At 63.8% G+C, this 24,111-nt stretch carries 20 protein-coding genes and 1 pseudogene; 14 read left to right on the forward strand and 7 right to left on the reverse strand.

Going from position 1 to position 24,111, the window contains the following annotated elements; translation table 11 throughout:
* The first annotated feature begins 14 nt into the window (after positions 1 to 14).
* Genes J1M81_RS17875 through J1M81_RS17885 form a run of 3 tightly spaced genes read left to right on the forward strand, consistent with a single transcriptional unit; the run spans position 15 to position 3,039 of the window.
* Positions 15 to 1,553: an NAD(P)/FAD-dependent oxidoreductase gene (locus tag J1M81_RS17875; RefSeq protein WP_230595357.1), complete on the forward strand. Its 1,539-nt coding sequence runs from the start codon at positions 15 to 17 to the stop codon at positions 1,551 to 1,553.
* Complete coding sequence (locus tag J1M81_RS17880; protein ID WP_032374776.1) at positions 1,550 to 2,395, forward strand: SDR family NAD(P)-dependent oxidoreductase; 846 nt, start codon at positions 1,550 to 1,552, stop codon at positions 2,393 to 2,395. The genes J1M81_RS17875 and J1M81_RS17880 overlap by 4 nt, the downstream gene beginning before the upstream one ends.
* Positions 2,392 to 3,039, forward strand: coding sequence for a TetR/AcrR family transcriptional regulator (locus J1M81_RS17885; protein WP_032374777.1), 648 nt, complete (start codon positions 2,392 to 2,394; stop codon positions 3,037 to 3,039). Before J1M81_RS17880 ends, J1M81_RS17885 begins: the two co-directional genes overlap by 4 nt.
* Before the next feature lie 7 nt (positions 3,040 to 3,046).
* Here the strand turns inward: J1M81_RS17885 and J1M81_RS17890 are convergent, their stop codons facing one another.
* From J1M81_RS17890 to J1M81_RS17900, 3 genes are read right to left on the reverse strand one after another with little or no spacing between them, the layout of a single operon-like run.
* The gene (locus J1M81_RS17890; RefSeq protein WP_371831450.1) at positions 3,047 to 4,315 is read right to left on the reverse strand and encodes a glucarate dehydratase family protein; all 1,269 of its coding nucleotides are present in this window, start codon (positions 4,313 to 4,315) and stop codon (positions 3,047 to 3,049) included.
* On the reverse strand, positions 4,315 to 5,241 hold the full coding sequence (locus J1M81_RS17895; RefSeq protein WP_032374779.1) for a 5-dehydro-4-deoxyglucarate dehydratase: 927 nt from the start codon (positions 5,239 to 5,241) through the stop codon (positions 4,315 to 4,317). Before J1M81_RS17895 ends, J1M81_RS17890 begins: the two co-directional genes overlap by 1 nt.
* A 31-nt stretch (positions 5,242 to 5,272) precedes the next feature.
* Positions 5,273 to 6,871 (reverse strand): aldehyde dehydrogenase (NADP(+)), encoded by a 1,599-nt coding sequence (locus J1M81_RS17900; protein ID WP_032374780.1) that lies wholly within the window; start codon positions 6,869 to 6,871, stop codon positions 5,273 to 5,275.
* A gap of 288 nt (positions 6,872 to 7,159) precedes the next feature.
* Here J1M81_RS17900 and J1M81_RS17905 point away from each other — a divergent pair, with 288 nt between their 5' ends.
* The 5 genes and pseudogenes from J1M81_RS17905 to J1M81_RS17925 all read left to right on the forward strand — a co-directional run bounded on the left by J1M81_RS17905 (position 7,160) and on the right by J1M81_RS17925 (position 12,903).
* On the forward strand, positions 7,160 to 8,506 hold the full coding sequence (locus J1M81_RS17905; protein ID WP_052061534.1) for an enolase C-terminal domain-like protein: 1,347 nt from the start codon (positions 7,160 to 7,162) through the stop codon (positions 8,504 to 8,506).
* A 29-nt stretch (positions 8,507 to 8,535) separates the two neighbouring features.
* Positions 8,536 to 9,489, forward strand: coding sequence for a 2-hydroxyacid dehydrogenase (locus tag J1M81_RS17910; protein WP_032374781.1), 954 nt, complete (start codon positions 8,536 to 8,538; stop codon positions 9,487 to 9,489).
* Positions 9,490 to 9,562: 73 nt separating this feature from the next.
* Positions 9,563 to 10,762 carry a mandelate racemase/muconate lactonizing enzyme family protein gene (locus tag J1M81_RS17915; protein WP_206498500.1) on the forward strand — a complete coding sequence of 400 codons (1,200 nt, stop codon included), beginning with the start codon at positions 9,563 to 9,565 and terminating at the stop codon, positions 10,760 to 10,762.
* 170 nt (positions 10,763 to 10,932) lie between these two features.
* Positions 10,933 to 12,246 carry a TrkH family potassium uptake protein gene (locus J1M81_RS17920; protein WP_032374783.1) on the forward strand — a complete coding sequence of 438 codons (1,314 nt, stop codon included), beginning with the start codon at positions 10,933 to 10,935 and terminating at the stop codon, positions 12,244 to 12,246.
* Between the two features lie 70 nt (positions 12,247 to 12,316).
* Positions 12,317 to 12,903 (forward strand): annotated as a pseudogene (locus J1M81_RS17925) (TrkA family potassium uptake protein).
* Here the strand turns inward: J1M81_RS17925 and J1M81_RS17930 are convergent.
* Positions 12,887 to 14,362: a mannitol dehydrogenase family protein gene (locus J1M81_RS17930; protein WP_032374785.1), complete on the reverse strand. Its 1,476-nt coding sequence runs from the start codon at positions 14,360 to 14,362 to the stop codon at positions 12,887 to 12,889. The pseudogene J1M81_RS17925 and the gene J1M81_RS17930 overlap by 17 nt on opposite strands.
* Complete coding sequence (locus tag J1M81_RS17935; protein WP_027495334.1) at positions 14,359 to 15,393, reverse strand: NAD(P)-dependent alcohol dehydrogenase; 1,035 nt, start codon at positions 15,391 to 15,393, stop codon at positions 14,359 to 14,361. Before J1M81_RS17935 ends, J1M81_RS17930 begins: the two co-directional genes overlap by 4 nt.
* Before the next feature lie 116 nt (positions 15,394 to 15,509).
* On the opposite strand from J1M81_RS17935, the gene J1M81_RS17940 reads away from it, so the two are divergent.
* Genes J1M81_RS17940 through J1M81_RS17960 form a run of 5 tightly spaced genes read left to right on the forward strand, consistent with a single transcriptional unit; the run spans position 15,510 to position 20,815 of the window.
* Positions 15,510 to 16,535, forward strand: coding sequence for a sugar-binding transcriptional regulator (locus J1M81_RS17940; RefSeq protein WP_032367122.1), 1,026 nt, complete (start codon positions 15,510 to 15,512; stop codon positions 16,533 to 16,535).
* Between the two features lie 14 nt (positions 16,536 to 16,549).
* Positions 16,550 to 17,884 carry a sugar ABC transporter substrate-binding protein gene (locus J1M81_RS17945; protein WP_027495335.1) on the forward strand — a complete coding sequence of 445 codons (1,335 nt, stop codon included), beginning with the start codon at positions 16,550 to 16,552 and terminating at the stop codon, positions 17,882 to 17,884.
* Entirely contained in the window at positions 17,881 to 18,831 is a 951-nt protein-coding gene (locus tag J1M81_RS17950; protein WP_206498501.1) for a carbohydrate ABC transporter permease, read from the forward strand. Before J1M81_RS17945 ends, J1M81_RS17950 begins: the two co-directional genes overlap by 4 nt.
* Positions 18,831 to 19,697, forward strand: a complete 867-nt coding sequence (locus tag J1M81_RS17955) for a carbohydrate ABC transporter permease (RefSeq protein ID WP_206498502.1) — start codon at positions 18,831 to 18,833, stop codon at positions 19,695 to 19,697. Before J1M81_RS17950 ends, J1M81_RS17955 begins: the two co-directional genes overlap by 1 nt.
* An 11-nt stretch (positions 19,698 to 19,708) precedes the next feature.
* The gene (locus J1M81_RS17960) at positions 19,709 to 20,815 is read left to right on the forward strand and encodes an ABC transporter ATP-binding protein (RefSeq protein WP_032374789.1); all 1,107 of its coding nucleotides are present in this window, start codon (positions 19,709 to 19,711) and stop codon (positions 20,813 to 20,815) included.
* Here J1M81_RS17960 and J1M81_RS17965 read toward each other — a convergent pair.
* Complete coding sequence (locus tag J1M81_RS17965; RefSeq protein WP_206498503.1) at positions 20,812 to 21,285, reverse strand: DUF3995 domain-containing protein; 474 nt, start codon at positions 21,283 to 21,285, stop codon at positions 20,812 to 20,814. The two genes, J1M81_RS17960 and J1M81_RS17965, sit on opposite strands and share 4 nt — an antisense overlap.
* Before the next feature lie 77 nt (positions 21,286 to 21,362).
* Here J1M81_RS17965 and J1M81_RS17970 point away from each other — a divergent pair, with 77 nt between their 5' ends.
* The gene (locus tag J1M81_RS17970) at positions 21,363 to 23,078 is read left to right on the forward strand and encodes an AMP-binding protein (protein ID WP_374223900.1); all 1,716 of its coding nucleotides are present in this window, start codon (positions 21,363 to 21,365) and stop codon (positions 23,076 to 23,078) included.
* Positions 23,079 to 23,315: 237 nt separating this feature from the next.
* On the opposite strand, the gene J1M81_RS17975 is transcribed toward J1M81_RS17970, so the two are convergent.
* Positions 23,316 to 23,867, reverse strand: coding sequence for a YceI family protein (locus J1M81_RS17975; protein WP_032400476.1), 552 nt, complete (start codon positions 23,865 to 23,867; stop codon positions 23,316 to 23,318).
* Positions 23,868 to 24,111: the final 244 nt, after the last annotated feature.

The following is a 24,111-nucleotide window of genomic DNA, read 5'->3' on the forward strand; positions in this document are numbered from 1 at the left end:
ATCACTTTAAAGTGATGACGCGCAACATCGGATTGCGTCTTGTGCTGGAGGGGTTCGTCGATATGCGTATTCACACCGTGGTGATCATCGGTAGCGGCTTCGGAGGTCAATGCGCCGCCAAAGCCCTGCTCGACCGCGGTATCGACGACCTCGTCATTCTCGAGCGAAGGCCCTTTCTCGGTGGAACCTGGAAGCAGAATCGCTACCCGGGCGCGGCAGTCGACGTGCAGAGTCCCCTGTACTCCATTGCCTCCGAGCCGTTCGAGTGGTCGCGCATGTTCGCCGAGCGGGAGGAACTCGAGCGCTACACCCAGCACGTGCTCGAGTCCAACGGGCTGCCGCAACGCACACATGCCGACACCGACGTTCAGAAGATCCAATGGGTCGGCGATCACTGGCTGATCACCACGTCGCACGGTGATTACGCAGCGAAGTTCGTCGTCAATGCATCCGGGCCGCTCAGCACCCCGGTGATCCCCCCGTTCTCAGGCCGAGAGAAGTTCCGCGGCAAGCAGTTCCACACCAACGACTGGGACACTTCCTACGATCACGCCGGAAAACGGGTAGCCATCGTCGGTAGCGGTGCCAGCGCCGCACAGGTGATCCCCGCGATCCAGCCCGACGTCGAGGCGTTGCACGTCTTCCAGCGCACACCACACTGGGTGATGCCGCGTCACGATCGCGAATTCACGCCGCTGCAACGAAAGTTGCTGCGATTCGAGCCCATTCGACGGCTGGTGCGAGCCGGCATCTACTGGAGTCTCGAGACCCGCATCATCGGGTTCAAGTACTCGCGGCGGATGCTGAAAGCCGTGGCCCAGCGGACTGCCCTGAAGCACATCGAGTCTCAGGTTCCGGACTCCCAGCTTCGGGCGAAAGTCACCCCCGACTACACCATCGGGTGCAAGCGCGTGCTGCTGTCCAACACGCTGTATCCCGCACTGGGAGAAGCGAACGTGACCCTGCACGACAAGAACGACGGCATCGCCGAGATCACCGAAACCGGGATCGTGACCACCTCGGGGGAACACGTCGACGTCGACCTGCTGGTGTGGTCGACCGGATACGACGCCACCGACGGGGTCATCTCGTATCCGGTGATCGGGCGGGACGGCCGGGCGCTGTCCGAGGTCTGGGATCCCTACCCCCGCGCTTACCTCGGCACCACGATTCCCGGTTTCCCCAACCTGTTCGTGGTCACCGGACCGAACACCGGAATCGGGCACACCTCCGCCATCTTCCTCATCGAGGCGCAGATGGAGTACATTGTGCGAGCCGTCGACGCAGTTCAGCACGCGGGTGCAACCGCCATCGAGGTCACTGCCGCCGCCGAGCAGGAGTACACCGACACGATTCACCGCGAGATGGACGGCACCGTCTGGAAGGACGGCGGCTGCCACAGCTGGTACCAGTCGAAATCCGGGCATGTCGTCGCCATGTTCCCCGGCTTCAGCTTCACGTTCCGACGGTGGGCCAAGCGTTTTCGGCCGGAAGCCCATCACATCCATCGGTCGTCCACCGACGTGACGACGAAGGACGAGGTATCGGCATGAAGAATCATTCGGGCCAGGTAGCGCTGATCACCGGGGCGGCAGGCGGTATCGGCTCTGCTGTGGCGGCAGCACTGCATCGGCGCGGTGCCTCGATCGTTCTGGTCGACATGGAGTCGACCGATCTCGAATCGGTTGCTGCAAAGCTGGGCAACCAGCGCGTAGCGATCGCCCATGCCGACGTCACCGTGCGAGAGCAACTCGACGCGGCGGTCGCCACCGCGATCCAGACGTTCGGCACGCTCGACATCGTGATGGCGAATGCGGGAATCTCCAGCGGTGCACAGGCATCGACGATCCGTTCCGTCGACGACGGTGTGTTCGAGACAGTCATCGGGGTCAATCTCGTCGGTGTGTGGAACACGGTGCGAGCGGCGCTGCCGCACATCGTCGAGTCCGGGGGCTACGTGCTGCTCACCTCCTCGACGTACGCCTACCTCAACGGTCTGGCGAACGCACCGTACGCGGCCTCGAAGGCGGCGGTGGAACAACTCGGTCGTGCTCTGCGTGCGGAACTCGCGGGCACGAAAGCGACAGCGGGAGTGCTGTATCCGGGGTGGGTGGCGACGCCGATCGCCGACGTTGCGTTCGGCGGCGACACCGTCGCTACGGCGATGACTGCCCGCGCCTTTCCCTCGCCACTGCTCCGCCCGATCACACCGGACAAGCTTGCCCGCGTGGCCGTACGAGGCATCGGACGCCGAGCCGCGCGCATCGCCGTTCCCGGTCGCTGGATCCCGATCTCGATATTGCGCGGCATCGTCAACCCGATCATGGACGCCGCGATGGAGCGGGATGCCGAATTGATCCGTCTGACTGCCGAACTGGATGCCCGGCGGTCATGAGCACCGTGTCCGAAGCGGCCGGCCGCGCCTACGGCGGTGAGAGCGCGGCCGACCGCGACGACCGCAGGCGGCGGCAGCTGCTGGATGCGGGACTGCGGGTGTTCGGCAGCGTCGGGTACCGCGCCGCGACCGTCCGTGGACTGTGCCGTGAGGCCAAGATCGCCGATCGCCACTTCTATCAGTATTTCGACAAGACCGAGGATCTTCTGCTCGCCGTCTATGCCGAATGCATTGCACGCCTGACCGATTCGGTGTCCGACGCAATTGTGCAGGTGAATCGGGACGGTGATCTGAGGGCTGTCACCGAGCAGTTGCTCGACCCGTTCTTCCGGGTCGTCGAGGACCCGCACCTGGCCCGCGTGGTGTGGATGGAGGTGCTCGGCGTCAGCCCTCGCGTGGAGCAGACGTATCTGACGGTGATGCAGCAATTCGGCACCCTGCTGCTCGGCTACCTCCGCACGTTCGCCGGCGAGGTGCCGTCGGGCCCGGAGCTCGACGTGGACCTGCTCGCCACCGCTGCCATCGGCGCAATCAGCCACACCGCCATGACCTGGTACCAGAGCGGCTACGCCGCAGAACGACGCATCGTCGTCGCCACGATCGCGACCATGCTCGCCAATATCGTCGCGCCGCTGCAGACGTAGAGTCCGATCACCAACGCGGGCAGGTGTTCTCGAAGCGCGGATCGATGCTCTGCATGTATCCGGTGTCGTCGCGGTCACGAATTCCGCAGTCCAGGTACTGCTGATGCAGTGCCGCGAGCGCGTCCTCGTCGATCTCGATGCCCAGACCGGGTCCGGTGGGAACGGCCACTGCGCCGTCGACGAAGTTCAACACCCCCGGCACGACGACATCCTCGTTCTTCCAGGGCCAATGCGTGTCGCAGGCATAGGTCAAGTTCGGTGTCGCCGCTGCGAGATGAACCATGGCGGCCAGACTGATTCCGAGGTGGCTGTTCGAGTGCATCGACAGTCCCATCTCGAACGTCTCGCAGATTCCGGCGAGCAACCTCGATCGCTGGAGTCCGCCCCAGTAATGGTGGTCGGACAACACCACCTGCACCGAGTCCTTCACCACGGCAGGCTTCAGGTGATCGAAGGCAACGACACACATGTTCGTCGCCAGCGGCATCTTGGCTTCGCGCGCAACCTCGGCCATCCCGTCGAGCCCGGGTGTGGGATCTTCGAGATATTCGACGATGCCGTCGAGCTCGGCGGCTACCCGGATGGATGTGTCGACAGTCCAGGCGGCGTTGGGATCCAACCGCAACGGCAGCTCCGGGAACGCCTGCCGGAGCGCCTTGATTCCGGCGATCTCCTCGTCGGGCGGAAAGACGCCGCCCTTGACCTTGATTGCCCCGAAGCCGTACTCGTCGATCATCTTTCGGGCCTGACGAACCAATCCGTCCGGATCGATCGCCTCGCCCCATTCGTCGGGCTCCTGGCCGGGATGAGCTGCCCACTTGTAGAACAGATACGCACTGAACGGAACGGAGTCCCGAACCTTGCCGCCGAGCAGGTCGGACACCGGTCGACCCAGGACCTTGCCCTGCACGTCCAGGCACGCGATCTCGAAGGGGGAGAACACCCGATCGGTGGTGCTGGCTGTGGTGATCATGCCTGCGACGCCGTCGCCGCCTGTGATCGACAGGGTTCCCAGGACGGCATCGATGGCATCTCGGATCTCGTTGAGCGCGAACACGTCCAGACCGAAGATGGCGGTGGAGGCCGCTTCCAGTCGAGCCAGATGAGCAGTGTCGGCGTACGTTTCACCGAGTCCGACGACACCGGCGTCGGTGTCCAGCTGAATGATCGCGCGGAGCGCATACGGCTGATGCACGCCGACGGTGTTGAGCAACGGAGGATCGACGAAGGCGATCGGTGTGATTCGAGCCCCGGTGATCAGTACCGGTTCTTGCATCAGTGCACCGCGAGCTCGTCTGCCAACACGGCCCGGCCGGCGGCAACGATTGCGGTGAGTTCCTCGAGGTGCGGTGCGCTGATGTCCACCAGGGGTGGGCGAACCGGCCCTGCTTCGATGCCCTCCATCGTCACGCCGGCCTTGATGAGAGAGACGGCGTAGCCGGGAACCTTGTCGCGCAAGCGCACGAGCGGGTGGAAGAACTCGCGGAGCAGTGCGGCAGTGAGCTTTTCGTTTCCGCTGTCGAGAGAGCGGTAGAACGCCAGTGCCAGTTCGGGTGCGAACGCGAATGTCGCGGAGGAATACAGCGTGACACCGATCGCTCGGTACGCCTGCTGGGAGACCTCGGCGGTGGGTAGTCCGTTGAAGAACTGGAAGGGCTTGCCCGACGGCTCCAGAGCGTCCAGTACCGCGCGGACGATGCGGCCGACCTGATCGAGATCGCCGGTGCCATCTTTGAATCCGACGACGGTGGGAAGCTGCGCAACCTCGACGGCGGACTCCTCGGTGAAGCGAGCGTTGCCGCGGTTGTAGACGATCAGCGGCAGATCCGATGCGGCGGCAACGGCCTTGGTGTAATTCACGAGACCGGCTTGCGGCATCGTCACCAGGTACGGCGGCAGCAACAGGATGCCGTCGGCTCCGTTGGCCTTCGCCGCGTGTGCGAATGCCTTTGCCTGCGCGACGGATCCGCCTGCACCGGCGTAGACAGGAACGCGGCCTGCGACGCTGTCGACTGCGGTACGGACGATCTTGCCGAACTCCTCGAGTTCGAGGGCGTGGAATTCGCCGGTGCCGCAGGCAATGAACACTCCACCGGGTCCCGCGTCGACACCCTTCGTGATGTGAGCGGCCAGGAGGTCGTAATCGACCTCACCGGATGCGGTGAACGGGGTGACGGGGAAGAACAGAACTCCGTCGAGCATGGGGGTCTCCTCGAGAACTAGGTTGGGTGTGTCAGTCTTGGGTGAGCTGGCCGTCGATGCGGCGGAAGATGCCGTCCGGATTTCCGTCTGCGATGGCGTTGGGCAACAACGATTTCGGTACGTCCTGGTACGCGACCGGGCGCAGGAAGCGTTCGATCGCGAGCGATCCGACCGACGTGGTGCGGGAGTCCGAGGTCGCGGGGAACGGCCCGCCGTGCACCATGGCATGGCCGACCTCGACTCCGGTGGGCCATCCGTCGAACAGGATCCGGCCGGCCTTGAGTTCGAGCACCGAGAGCAGCTTTCCGGCCTCGGAATGATCGGATTCGTCGGCATGAATGGTGGCGGTGAGCTGACCTTCGAGCTGTGACGCCACCCGCCGAACCTGCTGGGCATCTGCACAGCGCACGACGAGGCTCGACGCGCCGAACACCTCGGCCTGCGCTGCCTCCGAGGTGAGGAACGTGGCCGCATCGGTGTCGAACAGCGCTGCGCGGCAGGCATTCGGGGCGTCGGTGTCGGATCCCCGCGCTACCACCGTCACCGCGTCGGACAGTGTTCGCACACCCTCGGCGTAGCTCGAGGCGATGTTCGGCGTCAGCATCGTCGAGGGAGCGGATTCTTGCACTGCGGCGGCAGCGGCGTCGATGAACGACTGCAAGCCCGGGCCGTCGACGGCGATGACCAGACCGGGATTGGTGCAGAACTGGCCCGAGCCCATCGTCAGCGATGCGACGAACGCGCGGCCCAATTCGGCTCCACGGGTGGCGAGTGCACCGTCCATGACGAACACCGGATTGATGGAACTCATCTCGGCGTACACCGGGATGGGCTCACGACGACCCGCCGCAGCAGCAACGAGAGCTGTTCCACCCGAACGCGATCCGGTGAATCCGACGGCCTTGATGCGAGGGTCGGTCACCAGAGCGGTGCCGAGTCCGCGGCCGGAGCCGAAGAGCAACGAGAATGTGCCGGAGGGCATTCCGGTGGAGATAACCGCGTCGGTGATGGCGCGGGCGACCAGCTCGGACGTTCCTGGATGGGCGTCGTGTGCTTTGACCACTACGGGGCATCCGGCCGCGAGGGCAGAGGCGGTGTCGCCACCGGCGACGGAGAAGGCGAGGGGGAAGTTGCTGGCACCGAACACAGCAACCGGCCCGAGGGGGATCTGACGCTGACGGATGTCTGCACGCGGCAGCGGGCTGCGCTCGGGCTGGGCGGGGTCTATGCGGGCTCCGTTCCAACTGCCCTCGCGCAGAACCGAAGCGAACAGACGGAGTTGACCGGTGGTGCGGCCGACCTCGCCGGTGATGCGTGCCAGCGGCAGACCGGACTCGGCGACCGTCCGCTCGATGAGCGTGTCGCCCAGGGCCGCGATGTTGTCGGCGATGGTCTCGAGAAACCGTGCGCGAGTGTCCGACGAGGTAGCGCGGTAGTCGGCGAAGGCGTCGGCCGCTGCGGCACAGGCGCGCTCGACATCCGAGTCGTCGCCGTGGCCGTAGGCGGGTTCGAGATTCTCTCCGGTACCGGGATCGATTCCGTGAATCTGCGTCCCGGCACCGAAAACCGGAACGCCGGCGATGATCATCCGACCGGTGAGGTCGGTGGACTGTGTCGTCGACGCTGTCATGGGGTGACTCCTAAGGCAGTGGTGCGGTACGTGCAGTGACGCCGAGGCCGTGACCTGGCTCATAACTCACCACCGTAGGAGCCGGATCGATACATGTCCAAGTCTAAAAATGTTGTGTTTGATGCAGTCTCGGTATCGCCTGGCTGACCGTCTACTCGAGCGTGGATGCCGATCCTCGATACCTCGACTGCATCAGTCGATGCGCAGATGGTGTTGGACGGGAATCGATAGCTGGCCATACTGTCGTCTGTGAGCCGAGTCACCAGAGGTATGCGAGAAAGGTCGGGCATGGTCGTCCACACCAGCACCCCCGTCGTCACCGAAATGCGTGTCATTCCCATTGCCGGTCACGACGACATGTTGCTGAACCTCAGCGGCGCGCACGCGCCGTATTTCACCCGCAATCTGGTGGTGCTCACCGACTCGGACGGGCGCACCGGCGTCGGCGAAGTGCCGGGCGGGGAGCCGATTCGGCAGACGCTCGAAGACGCGCGCGTGCTGGTCGAGGGGCAGAACATCGGCCGGTACAACGCGGTGCTGGCCGCCATGCGTCGCGCGTTCGCAGATCGTGATGCCGGTGGCCGCGGCGCGCAGACGTTCGATCTGCGGATCGCCATTCATGCGGTGACCGCAGTGGAATCGGCATTGTTGGATCTGCTCGGTCAGCATCTCGGCGTCAGCGTCGCGGCGTTGTTGGGCGAGGGGCAGCAGCGCGAGAAGGTGCAGGCGTTGGGCTACCTGTTCTTCGTCGCCGATCGCAACAAGACCGATCTCGCATACCGGAGCAGCGCCGACGAGGCGGCCGGAGCCGACGACTGGCTGCGGATCAGGCACGAGGAGGCGATGGATCCGGAGTCGATCGTGCGCCTCGCCGAGGCTGCGCAGGCACGCTACGGCTTCCAGGATTTCAAGCTCAAGGGTGGTGCACTGCCGGCACCCGAGGAGGCCGCCGCTGTTCGTGCTCTGGCCGAGCGCTTTCCCGAGGCGCGAATCACGTTGGATCCCAACGGCGGCTGGTTGCTGAAGGATGCGATCGAGACCTGCCGAGGGCTGCGTGACGTGCTGGCGTACGCCGAGGATCCCGTCGGCCCCGAGGGCGGTTTCTCGGGCCGCGAGGTGATGACGGAGTTCAAGCGGGCCACCGGGTTACAGACCGCGACCAACATGATCGCGACGGACTGGCGCGAGATGGGCCACACCGTCCGGTCCGGTGCCGTGGACATCCCGCTGGCCGATCCGCACTTCTGGACGATGGCCGGGTCGGTGCGTGTCGCGCAGCTCTGCGACGCGTGGGGCCTGACGTGGGGATCGCACTCCAACAATCACTTCGACGTCTCCCTGGCGATGTTCACGCACGTCGCTGCTGCAGCTCCCGGGAACATCACCGCCATCGACACCCACTGGATCTGGCAGGACGGGCAGCGAGTGACCAAGGAGCCGTTCACGATCGAGGATGGCTACCTCACGGTGCCCGACAAGCCGGGTCTGGGTGTCGAACTCGACTTCGAGCAGATCGATGCGGCGCACGAGCTGTACCAGAAGGAAGGACTGGGGGCCCGAGACGACGCCATCGGCATGCAGTACCTGATCGAGGGCTGGACGTTCGACAGCAAGCGCCCGGCCCTCGTTCGATGAGTTCTGGTGCGTCGAGTTCTGGTGCGTCGATGAAGATCGTCGTCGGTGACCGCAACGTCGTGCCGCATCGCGAGCAGTTCGAGGCGGGTCTACCGGCGAACGCCGAGGTGGTGTGGAGCGTTCCGTTCGACGAGCAGGACGTGATCGCCCATCTCCACGACGCCGACGTCTATGTCGGCGGCAAGTTCAGCGCGGCCATGGGGGCGGCTGCCCCAAGGCTGCGGATGGTTCACGTTGCCGGCGCCGGTACCGACAACGTGGATCGATCCGGAATGCGGCCCGATGTGCAGGTGTGCAACACCTTTCACCACGAGCAGTCGATTGCCGAATACGTCGTCGCGGCAACGGTGATGTTGCGACGAAAGTTCCTGGAGCAGGACCGTGCCCTCCGCTCGGGGTTGTTTGCCACGTCCGTGTACGACCCGACCATCCCGCAGCCGTTGTCGCTCAGCGGTGCGCGGATCGGGTTCGTCGGGTTCGGGCACATCGGCCGGCAGACCTGGCAGCTGTTTCGGGCATACGGGGCAACCGGTGCTGCCGTCACCGGAAGCGGTCGGGCTTCGGACGAGGGTCTCGAATGGGTGTCGGATGCACAGGATTTGGGAAAGCTTGCCGAGTTCGCCGATGTACTCGTGGTTTCCGCACCACTGAACGAGCACACCCGCGGCATGATCGGTGCCGAGGAACTGCGCAGGCTGGGAAGCGGAGGGGTCGTCGTCAACGTCGGTCGAGGCCCGCTGATTCAGGAACGACCACTGTTCGACGCTCTGTCTCGCAACGAGATTGCCGCGGCCGCCATCGATGTCTGGTACAGCTACCCGGGGCCGGACGGGCGTGGTGAGCCCAGTTCCCTGCCGTTCCGCGAGCTGGAGAACGTGCTGATGACGCCGCACTCGTCGGGCGTCACGCATCACACGTTCGTCGGCCGGGTCGCCGACATCGCGTCGAACATCAATGCACTTGCCGTATCGATGGCCCGCTGAATTGTGTTGGACGCGTATCGGAACCTGAATTAGGCTGTGAGGCAACACCCTTCGCAAACACAGGAGATGTGACATGACAACGTACATCGACAAGCCCTCGAGCGGACTCACCGCGCCCGATGCGACGATTCGGGCCCTCGCATCCGGTGACGCGTCCGTCGACAGCATCTCCGAGGTGACGCTGTCCTCGATCGTGCTGCCGCTGCGCAATCCGATCAGCGACGCCAAGGTTCTCACCGGTCGACAGAAGGCGATGACCGAGGTGGTGTTTCTGTTCGTCGAGATCCGTACCGAACAGGGCCATGAGGGAATCGGTTTCAGCTATTCGAAGCGGGCGGGTGGGCCTGCCCAGTTCGCGCACGCCCAGGAGATCGCGCCGGTGCTCATCGGTGAGGACCCGAACGATATCGGCAAGGTCTGGACCAAGTTGGTGTGGGCCGGAGCGTCGGTCGGCCGCAGTGGCGTTGCGACACAGGCCATCGCTGCGATCGATATTGCCCTGTGGGATCTCAAAGCCAAGCGTGCCGGGTTACCGCTGGCGAAGCTGATCGGCGCGTCCCGCGATTCGGTGCAGACGTACAACACCTCCGGTGGATTTCTGCATACTCCGATCGAGGAGGTCATGGACAACGCGGCCCGGTCGCTCGCGAACGGAATCGGCGGTATCAAATTGAAGGTGGGCCAACCTGATTGGCGCACCGACATCGCCCGCGTCACCGCGGTACGCGAGTTCCTCGGTGACGACGTCCCGCTGATGGTCGACGCGAATCAACAGTGGGATCGTCCGACGGCGAACCGCATGTGCCGCATCCTCGAGCAGTTCGACCTCGTCTGGATCGAAGAACCGCTCGATGCCTACGACGCCGAGGGTCATGCGATGCTGGCGAGAAATTTCGACACCTCCATCGCGACGGGGGAGATGCTGGCCAGCGTCGGCGAGCATGTCCGTCTCCTCGAGGCCGGCGCGGTCGACATCCTGCAGCCCGACGCACCCCGCATCGGCGGCATCACCCAGTTCCTGAAATTGGCCGGGCTGGCCGAACATCACAACGTGCAGCTCGCCCCGCACTTTGCGATGGAGATTCATCTGCACCTCGCAGCGGTGTACCCACTGCAGACATGGGTGGAGCACTTCGACTGGTTGGACCCACTGTTCGACGAGCACCTCGAGACGCGCGACGGCCGGATGCACCTGTCCGCTCGCCCGGGGCTGGGATTCACACTGAGCGAGCAGGGCCGGGCCTGGACGGTGGCGAAGGCAGTGGTGCGCTGACGTGGAGCCCTGACGTGGAGCGCTGACGTGCGCGGAAACTCGACCCCTGCTACGAAGTTCCGCGCACGTGCCTCGAAGCGGTTCGTCCCACCGGTACTGTCTGCCGGGTGACAGACGCTCACCAGGCATCACGACGGTTCGCGCTCTTCAGGCCGACGCCGGTCAGAGTGATGGCAACGGGTTTCGCGGTGGCCATACTCCTCGGTGCGGGCATCCTGATGGTTCCGGCGGCTACCGTGCCTGGAAACGACACCGGGATTCTGCAGGCGCTGTTCACGTCGACCTCGGCGGTGAGCCTGACGGGTCTGATCGTGGTGGACACCCCGGTGTACTGGTCGGGTCTCGGCCAGGGCGTCATTCTCGGCCTGATTCAGATCGGCGGGTTCGGGATCATGACGATCGCGTCCTTGGTCGGGTTGGTCCTGGCGGATCGGATCGGTCTTCGGGGCAGGTTGAATGCGGCAGCCGAGGTACGCACATCCGGGCTGGGCGACGTTCGAAGCGTCGTCGTGGGGGTGTTTCGTACCAGTCTGATCATCGAGGGTGTTGTCGCGCTCTGTCTGTCGGCGCGCTTCTTCTTCGGATACGACGAGCCCCTCGGCCGCGCGATCTGGCTGGGGATCTTCCATTCCGTGTCGGCGTTCAACAACGCCGGATTTGCGCTCTTCAGCGACAACATGATCGGGTTCGCCACCGACCCGTGGATCTGTGTGCCGTTGTTGATCGCGGTCGTGCTGGGCGGCATCGGGTTTCCGGTTCTGTTCGAGATCGCCCGTCGTATCCGATCACGTGCTCGCGGCGTTCGTTCTCGCAAGCGCTGGACCTTGCACACCCGGATGACGTTGTCCGTCACCGCCGTTCTGTTGGTTCTCGGTCCGACGGTGGTGTTGCTTTTCGAGTGGTCGAGAACCCTGGGCGGATTCGGCTTCTGGGACAAGATGCTCGTTGCGACGTTCCAGGGCGTCATGCCCCGAACCGCAGGATTCAACAGCGTCGATTACGCGGATGTGGACAACGCGACCCTCTTGATCACCGATGTCCTGATGTTCATCGGTGGTGGCAGCGGCGGTACGGCAGGCGGCATCAAGGTCACCACATTTGCCTTGCTGCTGTTCGTCATCGTGGCCGAAATCCGCGGTGACCGCGAGGTGACGGTGTTCGACCGTCGAATAGATCCTCGGGTGCAACGTCAGGCATTGACCGTCGCGTTGATCGGGGTGGCCCTCATCATGCTGCCGGTGGTGGCGCTGTTGGCCGGTACGAACTTCGACCTCGACGTGCTTCTCTTCGAGGTCGTCTCGGCATTCGCGACGGTGGGCCTGTCCACCGGAATCACCGCACAGTTGCCCGGCTGGGGCCAGATGATTCTGATCGTCCTGATGTATCTGGGCCGCATCGGTTCCATCACTCTGGTCAGTGCTCTCGCCGCCCGCGACCGCGGTCGGCGCTACATGCTTCCCACGGAAAGGCCGTTCATTGGCTAGGAAACCGTCCTCCGACGTCGTCGTCGTTCTCGGTCTCGGCCGCTTCGGTAAGTCGCTGGCGCTGGAACTGATGAGCCAGGGAGTCGAGGTGCTCGGCGTCGACAGCGACGAGGCCGTAGTGCAACGCGTGGCAGACCGTTTGACGCATGCTGTGGTGGCCGATACCACCGACGAGGAGTCGTTGCGACAACTTTCGGTACACGAGTACGACCGCGCCGTCGTGGGCATCGGTTCCAATCTCGAAGCGAGCCTGCTCACCGCATCGGCTCTGGTGAATCTGTCGATGTCGACCATCTGGGCCAAGGCTCTGAGCAACGCGCACGCCAAGATTCTCAGCCAGATCGGCGTCCACCACGTCGTCCGGCCCGAGCACGACATGGGTAAGCGAGTAGCTCACCTGGTACGTGGTCGGATGATGGACTACATCGAGTTCGACGACGGCTTTGCCATGGCGAAGACGTCGCCCCCGGCCTCGCTGCTAGGAAAAACTCTGGGCGAGAGTAGATTTCCACCAAGCACGGAGTAACCGTCGTTGCAGTCAAGCGTCCGGGTGAAGGGTTCACCTACGCCACGGCAGACACGGTGATCGGCGCAGGCGATACCGTCATCGTCTCCGGCCAGGTTCGAGACACCGAAAAATTCAGCGAGTCGACATGAGCGCCTCCAGGGTCGCGCGCGCACCGTTCTTCTGCAGTGACGCCAACTGTTTCGTGTACTCGGCGACGAAACGTTCGTTGTCGATCAGATCGCCGAACACTGCTCGATTGGCGATGAAGGCCGTCGGATTCTCTCGCTGACCCTGCGCGATCGGAACGAGTGAATCCTTCAGTTGATCGACGATGTCGATGGGCTCACCGGCCTCGTCGACTGCCTCGGCGTAGCGTGCCCAACTGGCAACGACTGCGGTGGAGCGAGTGATCTCACCGCCGCTCTCGAGATTCTTGCGGATTACGGGCAACAGCCACTTGGGAATTCGATCCGAGGACTCGGCGCACAGGCGGGCGACGGTGTCGCGGATTTCCGGGTTGGAGAACCGTTCGATGAGCGTGTGCTTGTATTCGGCGAGGTCGATGCCGGGAACGGGTTGCAATGTGGGCGTTGCTTCCTCGTCCATGTACGCGAGCAGGAACGCGGCGAACTGCGGGTCCTGACAGACTTCGTGCACCAGTCGAAAACCGCTGAGGTAGCCGAAATACGCGAGCGCCTGATGGCTGGCGTTGAGCAGCCGTAGCTTCATCAGCTCGTACGGCGTGACGTCGTCGACAACCTGAACTCCGACGTCCTCGAGAGGCGGTCGTCCCAGCGTGAAGTTGTCCTCGAGCACCCACTGTGTGAACGGCTCACCGGCTACGGGCCACTGATCGTCGATGGCGTAGCGAGCCGAGAGTTCCTCGATCACTTCCGGTGTCGTGACCGGAGTGATGCGGTCGACCATGGAGTTGGGGAACGCCCCTTCTGCGGCGATCCATTCTGCGAGAGCTGGATCCTTCAGGCGGGCAAAGGTGGTGAATGTCGATTGTGCGATGTGGCCGTTGCCTTCGATGTTGTCGCACGACATGATCGTGAACGGCTTCAGTCCGCGTTCCTTGCGCCGTGACAATGCCTCCACGACGAGCCCGAATGTGGTTGCCGGAACGGCCCCGTCCACGAGATCGGCGACGATGGCGGGGTTCTCGACGTCGAACTCGCCCGTCGTCGCGGAGAAGTTGTAGCCGCCCTCGGTGATCGTGAGGGAGACGATCCTCGTGGTCTCCGCGGCCATCTTCTCGACGACGGCTTCTGCGTCGTCGGGCGCGAAGAGATATTCGACGATGGATCCGACGACGCGGGTGTCCCACGTGCCGTCGGAATGCTTGAGCGCCAACGTGTACAGGCAGTTCTGCGCCTCCATCACGTCCTTCATCCGGCGGTCTCCGGGAAGTACGCCCACTCCACAGATGCCCCACTCGGACCCTTGCCCCTGTTGCAACAACCGGTCGATGTACATCGCCTGATGTGCTCGATGGAAGCCGCCGACACCGAAATGCACGATGCCCACGGTGACGTCGGAACGGTCGTAGGTGGGAACGGCCACGTCCTCGATGAAGTCGTCGAGATTGCGCGAGTTCAACTTCATACGTTCGTCTCCTTCGATGGGCTCTGGGAAAGACCGGGAATCACAACGGCTTTGATGCTGCCGGGTTGCTTGTCTGCATTCAAGGCATCCTCGACGCGATCGAGACCGAAACGCGCGGTGACCATAGCATCGAGGTCGACGCGACCGGCCAGGACGAGCTCGCGCGCGATCGGCCACGTGTTGGCGTAGCGAAACACGCCGGTGAGAACCAGTTCTCGGTTCTGAATCAGCGAGATGGGAAGCGGGTAATCCGAACCGCCCATGCCCACTAGTACGACGGTACCCGCCGGCCGCACAGCATGAATGCCGTCGACGACGGCCCGAGCGGCACCCGATGCGTCGATGAACGCGTCCACTTCCAGCGCACGCACGTCGTCCACTGCTGGATCGAGCACCCGCGTCGCACCGAGTTTCGCGGCATTGTCACGCCGCGGTGCGTCGATGTCACTGACGATCACCTCGGTGGCACCGAAAGCACGGGCCACCTGGGCGGTGACGATGCCGACCGGGCCTGCACCGGCGATGAGCACGCTGGATCCGGCGGTGATTCCGGCCTTCTGCGCCGACGCGATACCGACCGACAGCGGCTCGAACAGTGCTGCGGCTTCGTCGGAGATCGAGTCGGGGACGTCGTGGGCGAACACCGACTGGATCAGTACGTACTCTGCCAGCGCGCCGTCGATCGGCGGCGTGGCGAAGAATTCCATGGCCGGGCACAGGTTGTAGCGGCCGGCGCGCGACTGGGCGCTGGTGGGATCGGGACGCTGCGGTTCGATGGACACCCGCTGCCCGACGCGGGCGTCGGACACATCGGAGCCGACCGCGACGATCACACCGGCCGCCTCGTGACCGAGGACCAGCGGGCCGTCGACCACGTACTCGCCGATGCGCCCCTCCCGGTAGTAATGCGCATCGGACCCGCACACGCCGACGGCGGTGACCTGGACCAGTACCTCGTCGTGCGCTGGGGTCGGCACCGGCCGGTCTTCCATTCGTATCTCGTGCACGCCGGTGAGCACGCTGGCCTGCATGGACTGTGGCACGGGCCGCTGGATGCGAGGGGGTGTTGTGTAGATCACACCTTAATGTTAGCTTAGTGAGCAGATGAACACGAGCTGAGCATTTGCTCACTGGTCAGGGAGGCGTCATGGACGGATCGGAGCCCGGTGGGGCGAAGTCCGCGCGGTCGGGAGAAGATCTCCGGCTGGCTCTGCGCGCCGCCACGATGTACCACCTCGAAGGCGCGACGCAGGCCGAGATCGCCGTGAAACTGGGCGTCTCGCGCCCGACTGCAGGACGGTTGGTCGCGCGGGCTCGTTCCCAGGGGCTCGTGACGATCGAGATCAACGTCCCCGACGATCTGCAGGGCACCGTGCACGCGGACGTCGAGCGTGAGCTCGAAGCGAAGTTCGGACTCACCGAGGTGTTGGTCGTCTCGGACGTCATCGACGGCACGGACACCGGCTACGGATCCCTCGGCCGAGCGGCAGCGACGTTGCTCTCGCGTCGACTCAAGGATCGCGACGTCCTGGGGTTCACCTGGGGCCCCGAAACGGTGGCGGTGGCGAGCTCGCTGAAGACCCGATCCACCAAATGTGCTGCGGTGGTACAACTCGACGGCTCCATCACCTCGGCCGACTATCAGACCGGTGTCGAGTACACACTGGGACGGTGCGCTGCGTACCTGCAGGCGACACCCATCCGGCTCAACGCGCCGCTGTACGCCGATCAGGCGACAGTCGTTGCGTTGGAGCAGGATTCCGTGATCTCGCGCGCCCTCAAAGCCGGGACCGATGCCGATGTGATGATGTACGGCATCGGTCCCGTTTCCACGTCCACCACCTTGTTCGAGGGCAGCTTCATCGACCTCGACGTGCTCGAAGAATTGCGCCGCCTCGGTGCAGTCGGCGAGATCGGCGGACGGTTCTACGACGCCGACGGCATCGATACCGGAGGATCACTCCCCGGCCGAACCGTGTCGGTGGGGCTCGACGCCATCAGGGCGTGTGATCGGGCTGTGCTCGTCACCGGTGGGCAACGTAAACACGAGGCGCTCCTCGGTGCTCTGCGCGGCGGACTGGCCTCGATCCTGGTGACCGACATCGAAAGTGCACGCTGGCTCGTTGCGCAAGCTCCTGCAACGGCGACCTCCAATGGAAAGGTATTTCAGTGAGGGTTTTACCGAAAGTGGCTGTCGCGGCCTCGCTTGCGACAACTTTGGTGCTGTCCGGCTGCGCCGGAGCCGGCTCGTTCGGTGGTGACGGTGACGGCAAGACGATCACCGTCGCGATCGTCTCCAATTCACAGATGTCCGACGCCATTTCGCTCGCTCCGGAGTTCGAGGCGGAGAACCCCGGCATCAATCTGAAGTTCGTGTCGCTGTCGGAGAACGAGGCGCGGGCCAAGATCACCGCCTCGGTCGCCACCGGCGGCGGCGAGTTCGACGTGGTGATGATCAGTAACTTCGAGACCCCGCAGTGGGCCGAGAACGGCTGGCTGACCAACCTGTCCGAGTATGCCGACGCAACACCGGGCTACGACGAGGACGACTTCATTCCCACCCTGAAAGAGTCGCTGTCGTACGAGGGGAGCATGTACTCGGTGCCGTTCTACGGCGAATCCTCCTTCCTGATGTACCGGAAGGACCTGATGGAGGCTGCCGGCATCACCATGCCGGAGGAGCCCACCTGGCAGGAGGTCGCCGACGCGGCCGCGAAGCTCGACAGCCCGGACGTATCGGGAATCTGCTTGCGCGGCAAGCCCGGTTGGGGTGAAGTACTCGCCCCGTTGGATACCGTCATCAACGCATTCGGTGGTCGGTGGTTCGACGAGAACTGGAACGCACAGCTCAACAGCCCAGAGGTGGAACAGGCCGTTCAGTTCTACGTCGACCTGGTACGTGAGCACGGTCAGGCAGGCGCAGCGACGAGCGGTTTCAGCGAATGCGGAACGCAACTGTCGCAGGGAAATACGGCAATGTGGTACGACGCCACATCTGCAGTGTCGGTCCTCGAAGACCCGACGTCGTCGAACGTCGTCGGCAAGATCGGATACGCCAAGGCACCGTCGGCCGCCAAGGGCGACAACGGGTGGCTGTACTCCTGGGCCCTCGGAATCCCGAAGACGTCCGAGAATCCGGACGACGCCTGGAAGTTCGTCTCGTGGATGACCAGCAAGGAATACCTGAACAAGGTCGGCAACGAATTGGGTTGGGAGCGAGTGCCTCCCGGCAGTCGTCTGTCGACCTACCAGATTCCCGAATACGAGGAGGCGTCCGCTGCGTACGGTCAGGTCACCCTCGATTCGATCAACGGCGCGGATCCGAACAATCCCACTGTGGATCCGGTTCCGTACACCGGAGTGCAGTTCCTGACCATCCCCGAGTTCCAGGACCTCGGAACCCGTGTCAGTCAACAGATCAGCGCCGCAGTAGCAGGACGAATCAGCGTCCACGACGCGCTCGAACAAGCGCAGCAATACGCCGAAGTGGTCGGTAAGACGTACCAGGAGGACCAGGGATGACCACCACCGCAACACGATCGGCGCAGGCCGATTCCGAGGAGTTCGTACCGAGACCGAGGACGATCTCCAAGGCCGAAGGGTGGCGTCGCCGCGGCCCGCTGCTGCCGGCCATGGTGTTCGCCATTCTCGTCACCCAGGTTCCGTTCCTGTTCACGTTGTACTACTCGACGCAGTCGTGGAACCTCGTGCGACCGGGTTCGCAGAAGTTCAACTGGCTCAACAACTACGTCGCGGTCTTCCAGGACAGCCAGTTCCGTGAGGTCGCCCTCAACACGGTGATCATGATCGTCGGAACCGTCATCATCTCGGTGGTTCTCGGGTTGCTCTTGGCTCTGCTGTTGGACCGGAAGTTCATCGGCCGCAGCCTGATTCGCACCCTACTGATCACCCCGTTCCTCATCACCCCGGTCGCCGGCGCGTTGATCTGGAAGACCACGATGTTCGATCCCGTCTTCGGCCTGATCAACTTCGCGCTGAGCCCGTTCGGTGTCGATCAGATCGACTGGGTCTCGCGCTACCCATTGCCCGCCGTCATGGCGAACCTGATCTGGCAGTGGACCCCGTTCATGATGCTGCTGATCCTGGCCGGCCTGCAGTCGATGCCGAAGGACATCGCCGAGGCGGCACGGGTCGACGGGGCAGGGCCGGTCAAGCTCTTCCGTGAGCTGACTCTCCCGCATCTGCGCCGATTCATCGAGCTCGGTGCGGTGCTCGGGGCCATCTATCTGGTCAACACCTTCGACGCGGTCTACATGATGACCTCCGGCGGACCGGGTGTGGCGAGTGCGAACCTGCCGTTCTACATCTACCAGCGAGCGTTCCTCGGCTTCGACATCGGCCAGGCCGCGGCCATGGGCGTCGTCACCGTCGTGGCCACCATCATCGTCAGCACCCTGGCGCTGAGACTGATCTTCAAGAGCTTCAGCGGAACCGAGGAGGCTGCGTGATGAGTACCGCAACTGTGGACAAGACAACTACTTCCGCGCCGATCAAGCGCAAGAGCAAGTGGGGCCCGGGGTCCATCTGGTCCTTCGTCGCCTGGGTCGCAGGCATCGCGTTCTTCTTCCCGGTGCTGTGGATGGTCCTCACCGGTTTCAAGCAGGAGGCCGACGCCTACTCCGACCCGCCCAAGCTGTTCTTCACACCTACTCTCGATCAGTATCGAGGGGTCCTGGAGAGCGGCATCGGCACGACGTTGCTGAACTCGGCGTTCGCGACCGTCGTCTCGACGATCTTCGTTCTGCTGCTGGGTGTTCCGGCTGCCTTCGCGCTGTCGCTGCGACCGGTCAAGAAGACGAAGGACGTGCTGTTCTTCTTCATCTCCACCAAGATGCTGCCCGTCGTCGCCGCGATCGTCCCGCTGTACGTCGTCGTCGGTGACATCGGAATGCTCGACAACATCTGGACTTTGGTCGTGCTGTACACCGCGATGAATCTTCCGATCGCCGTGTGGATGATGCGATCGTTCTTCCTCGAAGTGCCGAGCGAGCTGCTCGAAGCCGCGAGTATGGACGGCGCGTCACTGTGGACCTCGGTACGTGAGGTGATCCTGCCGCTGGTCTCGCCCGGCATCGCGGCCACGTCGTTGATCTGCGTCATCTTCTCGTGGAACGAATTCTTCTTCGCAGTCAACCTCACTGCCGTTCAGGCCCAGACGATTCCGGTGTACCTCGTCGGATTCATCACCGGTCAGGGCCTGTACTGGGCCCAGCTTTCCGCAGCTGCGACGTTCGCAGCACTTCCCGTCGTCCTTGCCGGATGGTTCGCGCAGAACAAGCTCGTGCGCGGCCTGTCCTTCGGCGCAATCAAGTAGGAGAAAGTCTCATGGCTGCAATCACGTACAAGAAGGCATCCTGCGTCTACGAAGGTGCCGACAAGCTCGCCGTCGATTCACTCGACCTCGACATCCAGGACGGCGAATTCGTCGTGCTGGTCGGGCCTTCCGGCTCCGGCAAGTCCACTGCTCTGCGGATGCTCGCCGGTCTCGAGGAGATCGACGGTGGTGCCATCGAGATCGGTGGCAAGAACATGGTGGGTGTGCCGTCGAAGGATCGGGACATCGCGATGGTGTTCCAGAATTACGCCCTGTACCCCAACAAGACCGTCGGGGAGAACATGGGTTTCGCCCTGAAGATGCGTGGTGTGTCCCTCGAGGAGCGCACGAAGAAGGTGGCCGAGGCCGCAAAGATCCTCGACCTCACCGAGTACCTGGATCGCAAGCCCGGCAAGCTCTCGGGTGGTCAGCGTCAGCGAGTTGCCATGGGGCGTGCCATCGTTCGTGAGCCGCAGGTGTTCTGCATGGACGAACCCCTGTCCAACCTCGACGCGAAACTGCGAGTCCAGACGCGAACGCAGATCGCGGCGTTGCAGCGTCGACTCGGCACCACGACGGTCTACGTCACGCACGACCAGGTCGAGGCCATGACGATGGGTGATCGCGTTGCCGTGTTGCGCGGTGGCAAACTGCAGCAGTTCGCCTCTCCCACAGACCTGTACGACAACCCCGTCAACGCATTCGTCGCCGGCTTCATCGGCTCGCCTGCAATGAACCTGATGACGGTTCCCATCGGCTCGGGTGGCGTTCAGATCGGCTCGTTCCTGCTTCCGCTCGAACGCGACGAGCTGACCAAGCTCGCGAGCCTGGGTCTCGACAACGTCACCGTCGGGCTACGCCCGGAGCAGCTCGGCATCGTGCACGGTGGTGGTGAAGGTTTCGAGGGCAAGGTCGATCTGATCGAGGAACTCGGCAGCGAGTCCTACCTCTACGCACACCTCGACGACCCGAAGGTCAAGGGGCTCGACGGCGGGCCGGTCTCACTCGTCGCCCGCTCGGCCGTTCGAGCTCCGGCCAAGATCGGCGAGAGCATCGGGCTGACGCGACTCGACGGTGCGATCCACCTCTTCCACCCGGAGACGGGGGAGCGCATCTAACGCGGTTGGTACGGGGCTTTTCTCGACAGGATCAGTGCCGTCAGAAGCGCTGCGCCCCAAAGCAGGAAGATGCCGTCGAAGAACAGGTGACCGTACTTGACTGATCGGTTCTCGTCCGAGACGACCAACCCGATCACAGCTCCGATGAACGACGCACCGCCCCAGACAATTAGCAGTACAGAGCCGGGCCAGGATATGCCGAAGATCAACGACGGCACCCTCGTCCGGTTCTGTGCTGCCAGGCGCGGCCGGTTCAGATAGGCGAGGGCCGGAAGAATTGCTGCGGCGAGTTTGACGAGGGCAAGCACCAGCAGTGCCGTTCGTGCCGTTGCCGGTTCGGAGTCGGCCCACTCCGTGGCGAAGGCACCGACGGTGTCGAGCATCCATCGACCGCCTGCAGCCCAATAGGCGGAGAACGCGGCGTGAATGATCCCCAGTACGCACGCGATCGCAAAGAATCGGATGGCCACGGTGATCGAGGTTAGCCGAGTTGCCACCCCCGTTCAGGGGTAGCGAGGAATTGTTCATCTCCCCTACCGTGGCGGTGATGGGCATCACAGGCGCAGGAGGAAACATGGTCGACTCGGCATATACGGCATTCAGAAACGCACGCGATCTTCTGCTCGACACCTACGGCGACTACGACCGTGCGGTAGCGACTTTCGAATGGCCGTCGTTCGGCGAGACGTTCAACTGGGCCATCGACTGGTTCGACGCGATTGCCCGTGGCAACGACGGCACCGCGCTGTGGATCGTCGAAGAGGACGGCAGCGAGGCCAAATACAGTTTCGACGACATGGCGCGTCGCTCCGATCAGGTGGCTCGTTGGCTCGAATTGCAGGGAATCGGCCGCGGCGACTCGGTGATCCTGATGCTGGGCAACCAGGTGGAACTCTGGGAGTCGATGCTCGCGGTGATGAAGCTCGGAGCGGTCTTGATGCCGACGACCACGGCCATCGGGCCCGCCGACCTGACCGACCGAGTGGTGCGCGGCAATGCTCGCGCCGTGATCGTGAACCCCTCGGACACCGGCAAATTCGACGACGTGCCCGGAGACTATCTGCGAATCGCCACTACCGCCCACGATGGTTGGATCGACTATTCGGATGCCCGGTCCGTCGAGGCCAGGCCGTTCGAGTCCGTCACCGCACCCACCGACCGCCTGCTGATGTACTTCACCTCCGGTACCACCAGCAAGCCGAAACTCGTCGAACACACTCAGATCTCCTATCCCGCTGGGCATCTGAGCACGATGTACTTCCTCGGGCTACGCCCGGGCGACGTGCACCTGAACATCAGCTCGCCGGGCTGGGCCAAGCATGCGTGGAGCTGCTTCTTCGCACCGTGGATCGCCGAGGCGACCATCTTCATCTACAACTACGGCAAGTTCGACGCGAAGGCATTGCTCGAGCAGATCCGCCGGGCCGAGGTGACGACGTTCTGCGCGCCACCGACCGTGTGGCGCATGCTGATTCAGGCAGACCTCGCTGGCGGGGGTGGTTCACTGCGTGAGGCAATCGGTGCCGGTGAGCCGCTCAACCCAGAGGTGATCTCGCGGGTACAGCAGGACTGGGGCCTGAACATTCGGGACGGCTTCGGCCAGACCGAAACCACTGCGCTGGTTGCCAATACGCCGGGTGCGGTGCTGAAGTCCGGATCGATGGGCCGGCCACTGCCCGGCGTCCCCGTGGTGATCGTCGAGCCCACCACCGGCGAACTGGCCGACGAGGGCGAAATCTGCCTCGACCTGGCGCAGCAGCCGTTCAACCTGATGACCGGCTATCTCGGCGACCCCGAACGCAACGCTGCCGTCATGGCCGACGGCTACTACCACACCGGTGACGTCGCATCGCGGGACTCCGAGGGGTACATCACCTACGTCGGCCGCACCGACGACGTATTCAAGGCCTCGGACTACAAGATCTCCCCGTTCGAGCTCGAAAGCGTGCTGATCGAACACCCCGCGGTGGCCGAGGCGGCCGTCGTTCCGGCTCCCGACGAGACGCGGTTGGCCGTCCCCAAGGCGTATGTTGCGCTCGCAGCTGGATGGGAACCCAACGAAGACACGGCATTCGAGATCCTGAAGTACGCCCGCGAGCACCTGGCCCCGTTCCTGCGAGTTCGGCGTATCGAGTTCTTCGAGCTACCCAAAACTATTTCGGGCAAGATCCGCCGCGTGGAGTTGCGCGCCCGTGAGGACGCGGCCGTCGGACCACTGGACAGCGAGTGGCGTGACGACCAGTTCCCCGCGCTGAAGAGGTGACGTGAGCGCCCACTATTCGCTGCTGGAGGCGGGATCCGGGCTGTTTCGATTTCGAGGTGGCTTCCCTCGAGCTGTGTTGGACGGCGGATATCGATGCGGCCACGGGCAGGGCCACCGGCCTCACGCCAGTGCCGGGGTTTGTGCTCCGATGGCCTTTCCGGAAGGGGAGGGGTAAATCCGGAAGGAGAGGGTTGATCCGGAAGGAGAGGGGTGAATCCGGAAGGCGGGGGGTGAACCTTACGCCTGGAGGCCGGCCTCGATGTCGAGGTTCAGGACAATCTTGTCGCCGACGACTGCGCCGCCGCCTTCGAGGGGCATGTCGATGCTGATGCCGAAGTCCTTGCGGTTGATGGTGGTGCTGGCTTCGAAGCCTGCGACCGGTCCGTTGCCCATGCCGGCGTTGACGCCGTTGAACTCGAGCTTGAGGTCGATGGACTTGGTGACGCCGTGGAGGGTGAAGTCTCCGGTGACGACGAAGTCTCCGCCGTCGGCCTTGACCGAGGTGGACTTGAACGTCGCGGTCGGGAACTTCTCGACCTCGAAGAAGTCGGCAGTCTTGAGGTGGCCGTCGCGCTGCTCGTTGTCGGTGGTGATCGAGGTGACGTCGATCTTGGCGTCGACGGACGGGGTGCCGTCGGCGGCGACGGTGACAGTGCCGCTGAAGTTCTGGAAACGGCCGCGGACCTTGCTGACCACCAGGTGGCGGACGGTGAATCCGACGGTGGAGTGGGTGGGATCGATGGCCCAGGTGCCTGCGGTGAGCTCGGGAAGCGCGATGGCGGTGGTCATGAGGACTCCTTGTTGGGTTGAAGTTTCAAACTCATAGTACACAAGCGGACCGGGGTCCGTATATATTCCGGGTGAACGGACAGTGACGGATGCCATACCGAACAGCACGGGGCTAGGTGTAATGAGCAGGGACGTTGTGGACGGCGTGGCAGCGACAGATAGGTGAGGACCTCCGGTATCGGTGTGGTTACCACAACTGCACCGACAACCGAGAGGTCCTCGTGTCACACGCTAATGCCTTGCT

The sequence above is a fragment of the Rhodococcus sp. KRD175 genome, assembly GCF_017168275.1.
Taxonomy (GTDB): domain Bacteria; phylum Actinomycetota; class Actinomycetes; order Mycobacteriales; family Mycobacteriaceae; genus Rhodococcoides; species Rhodococcoides fascians.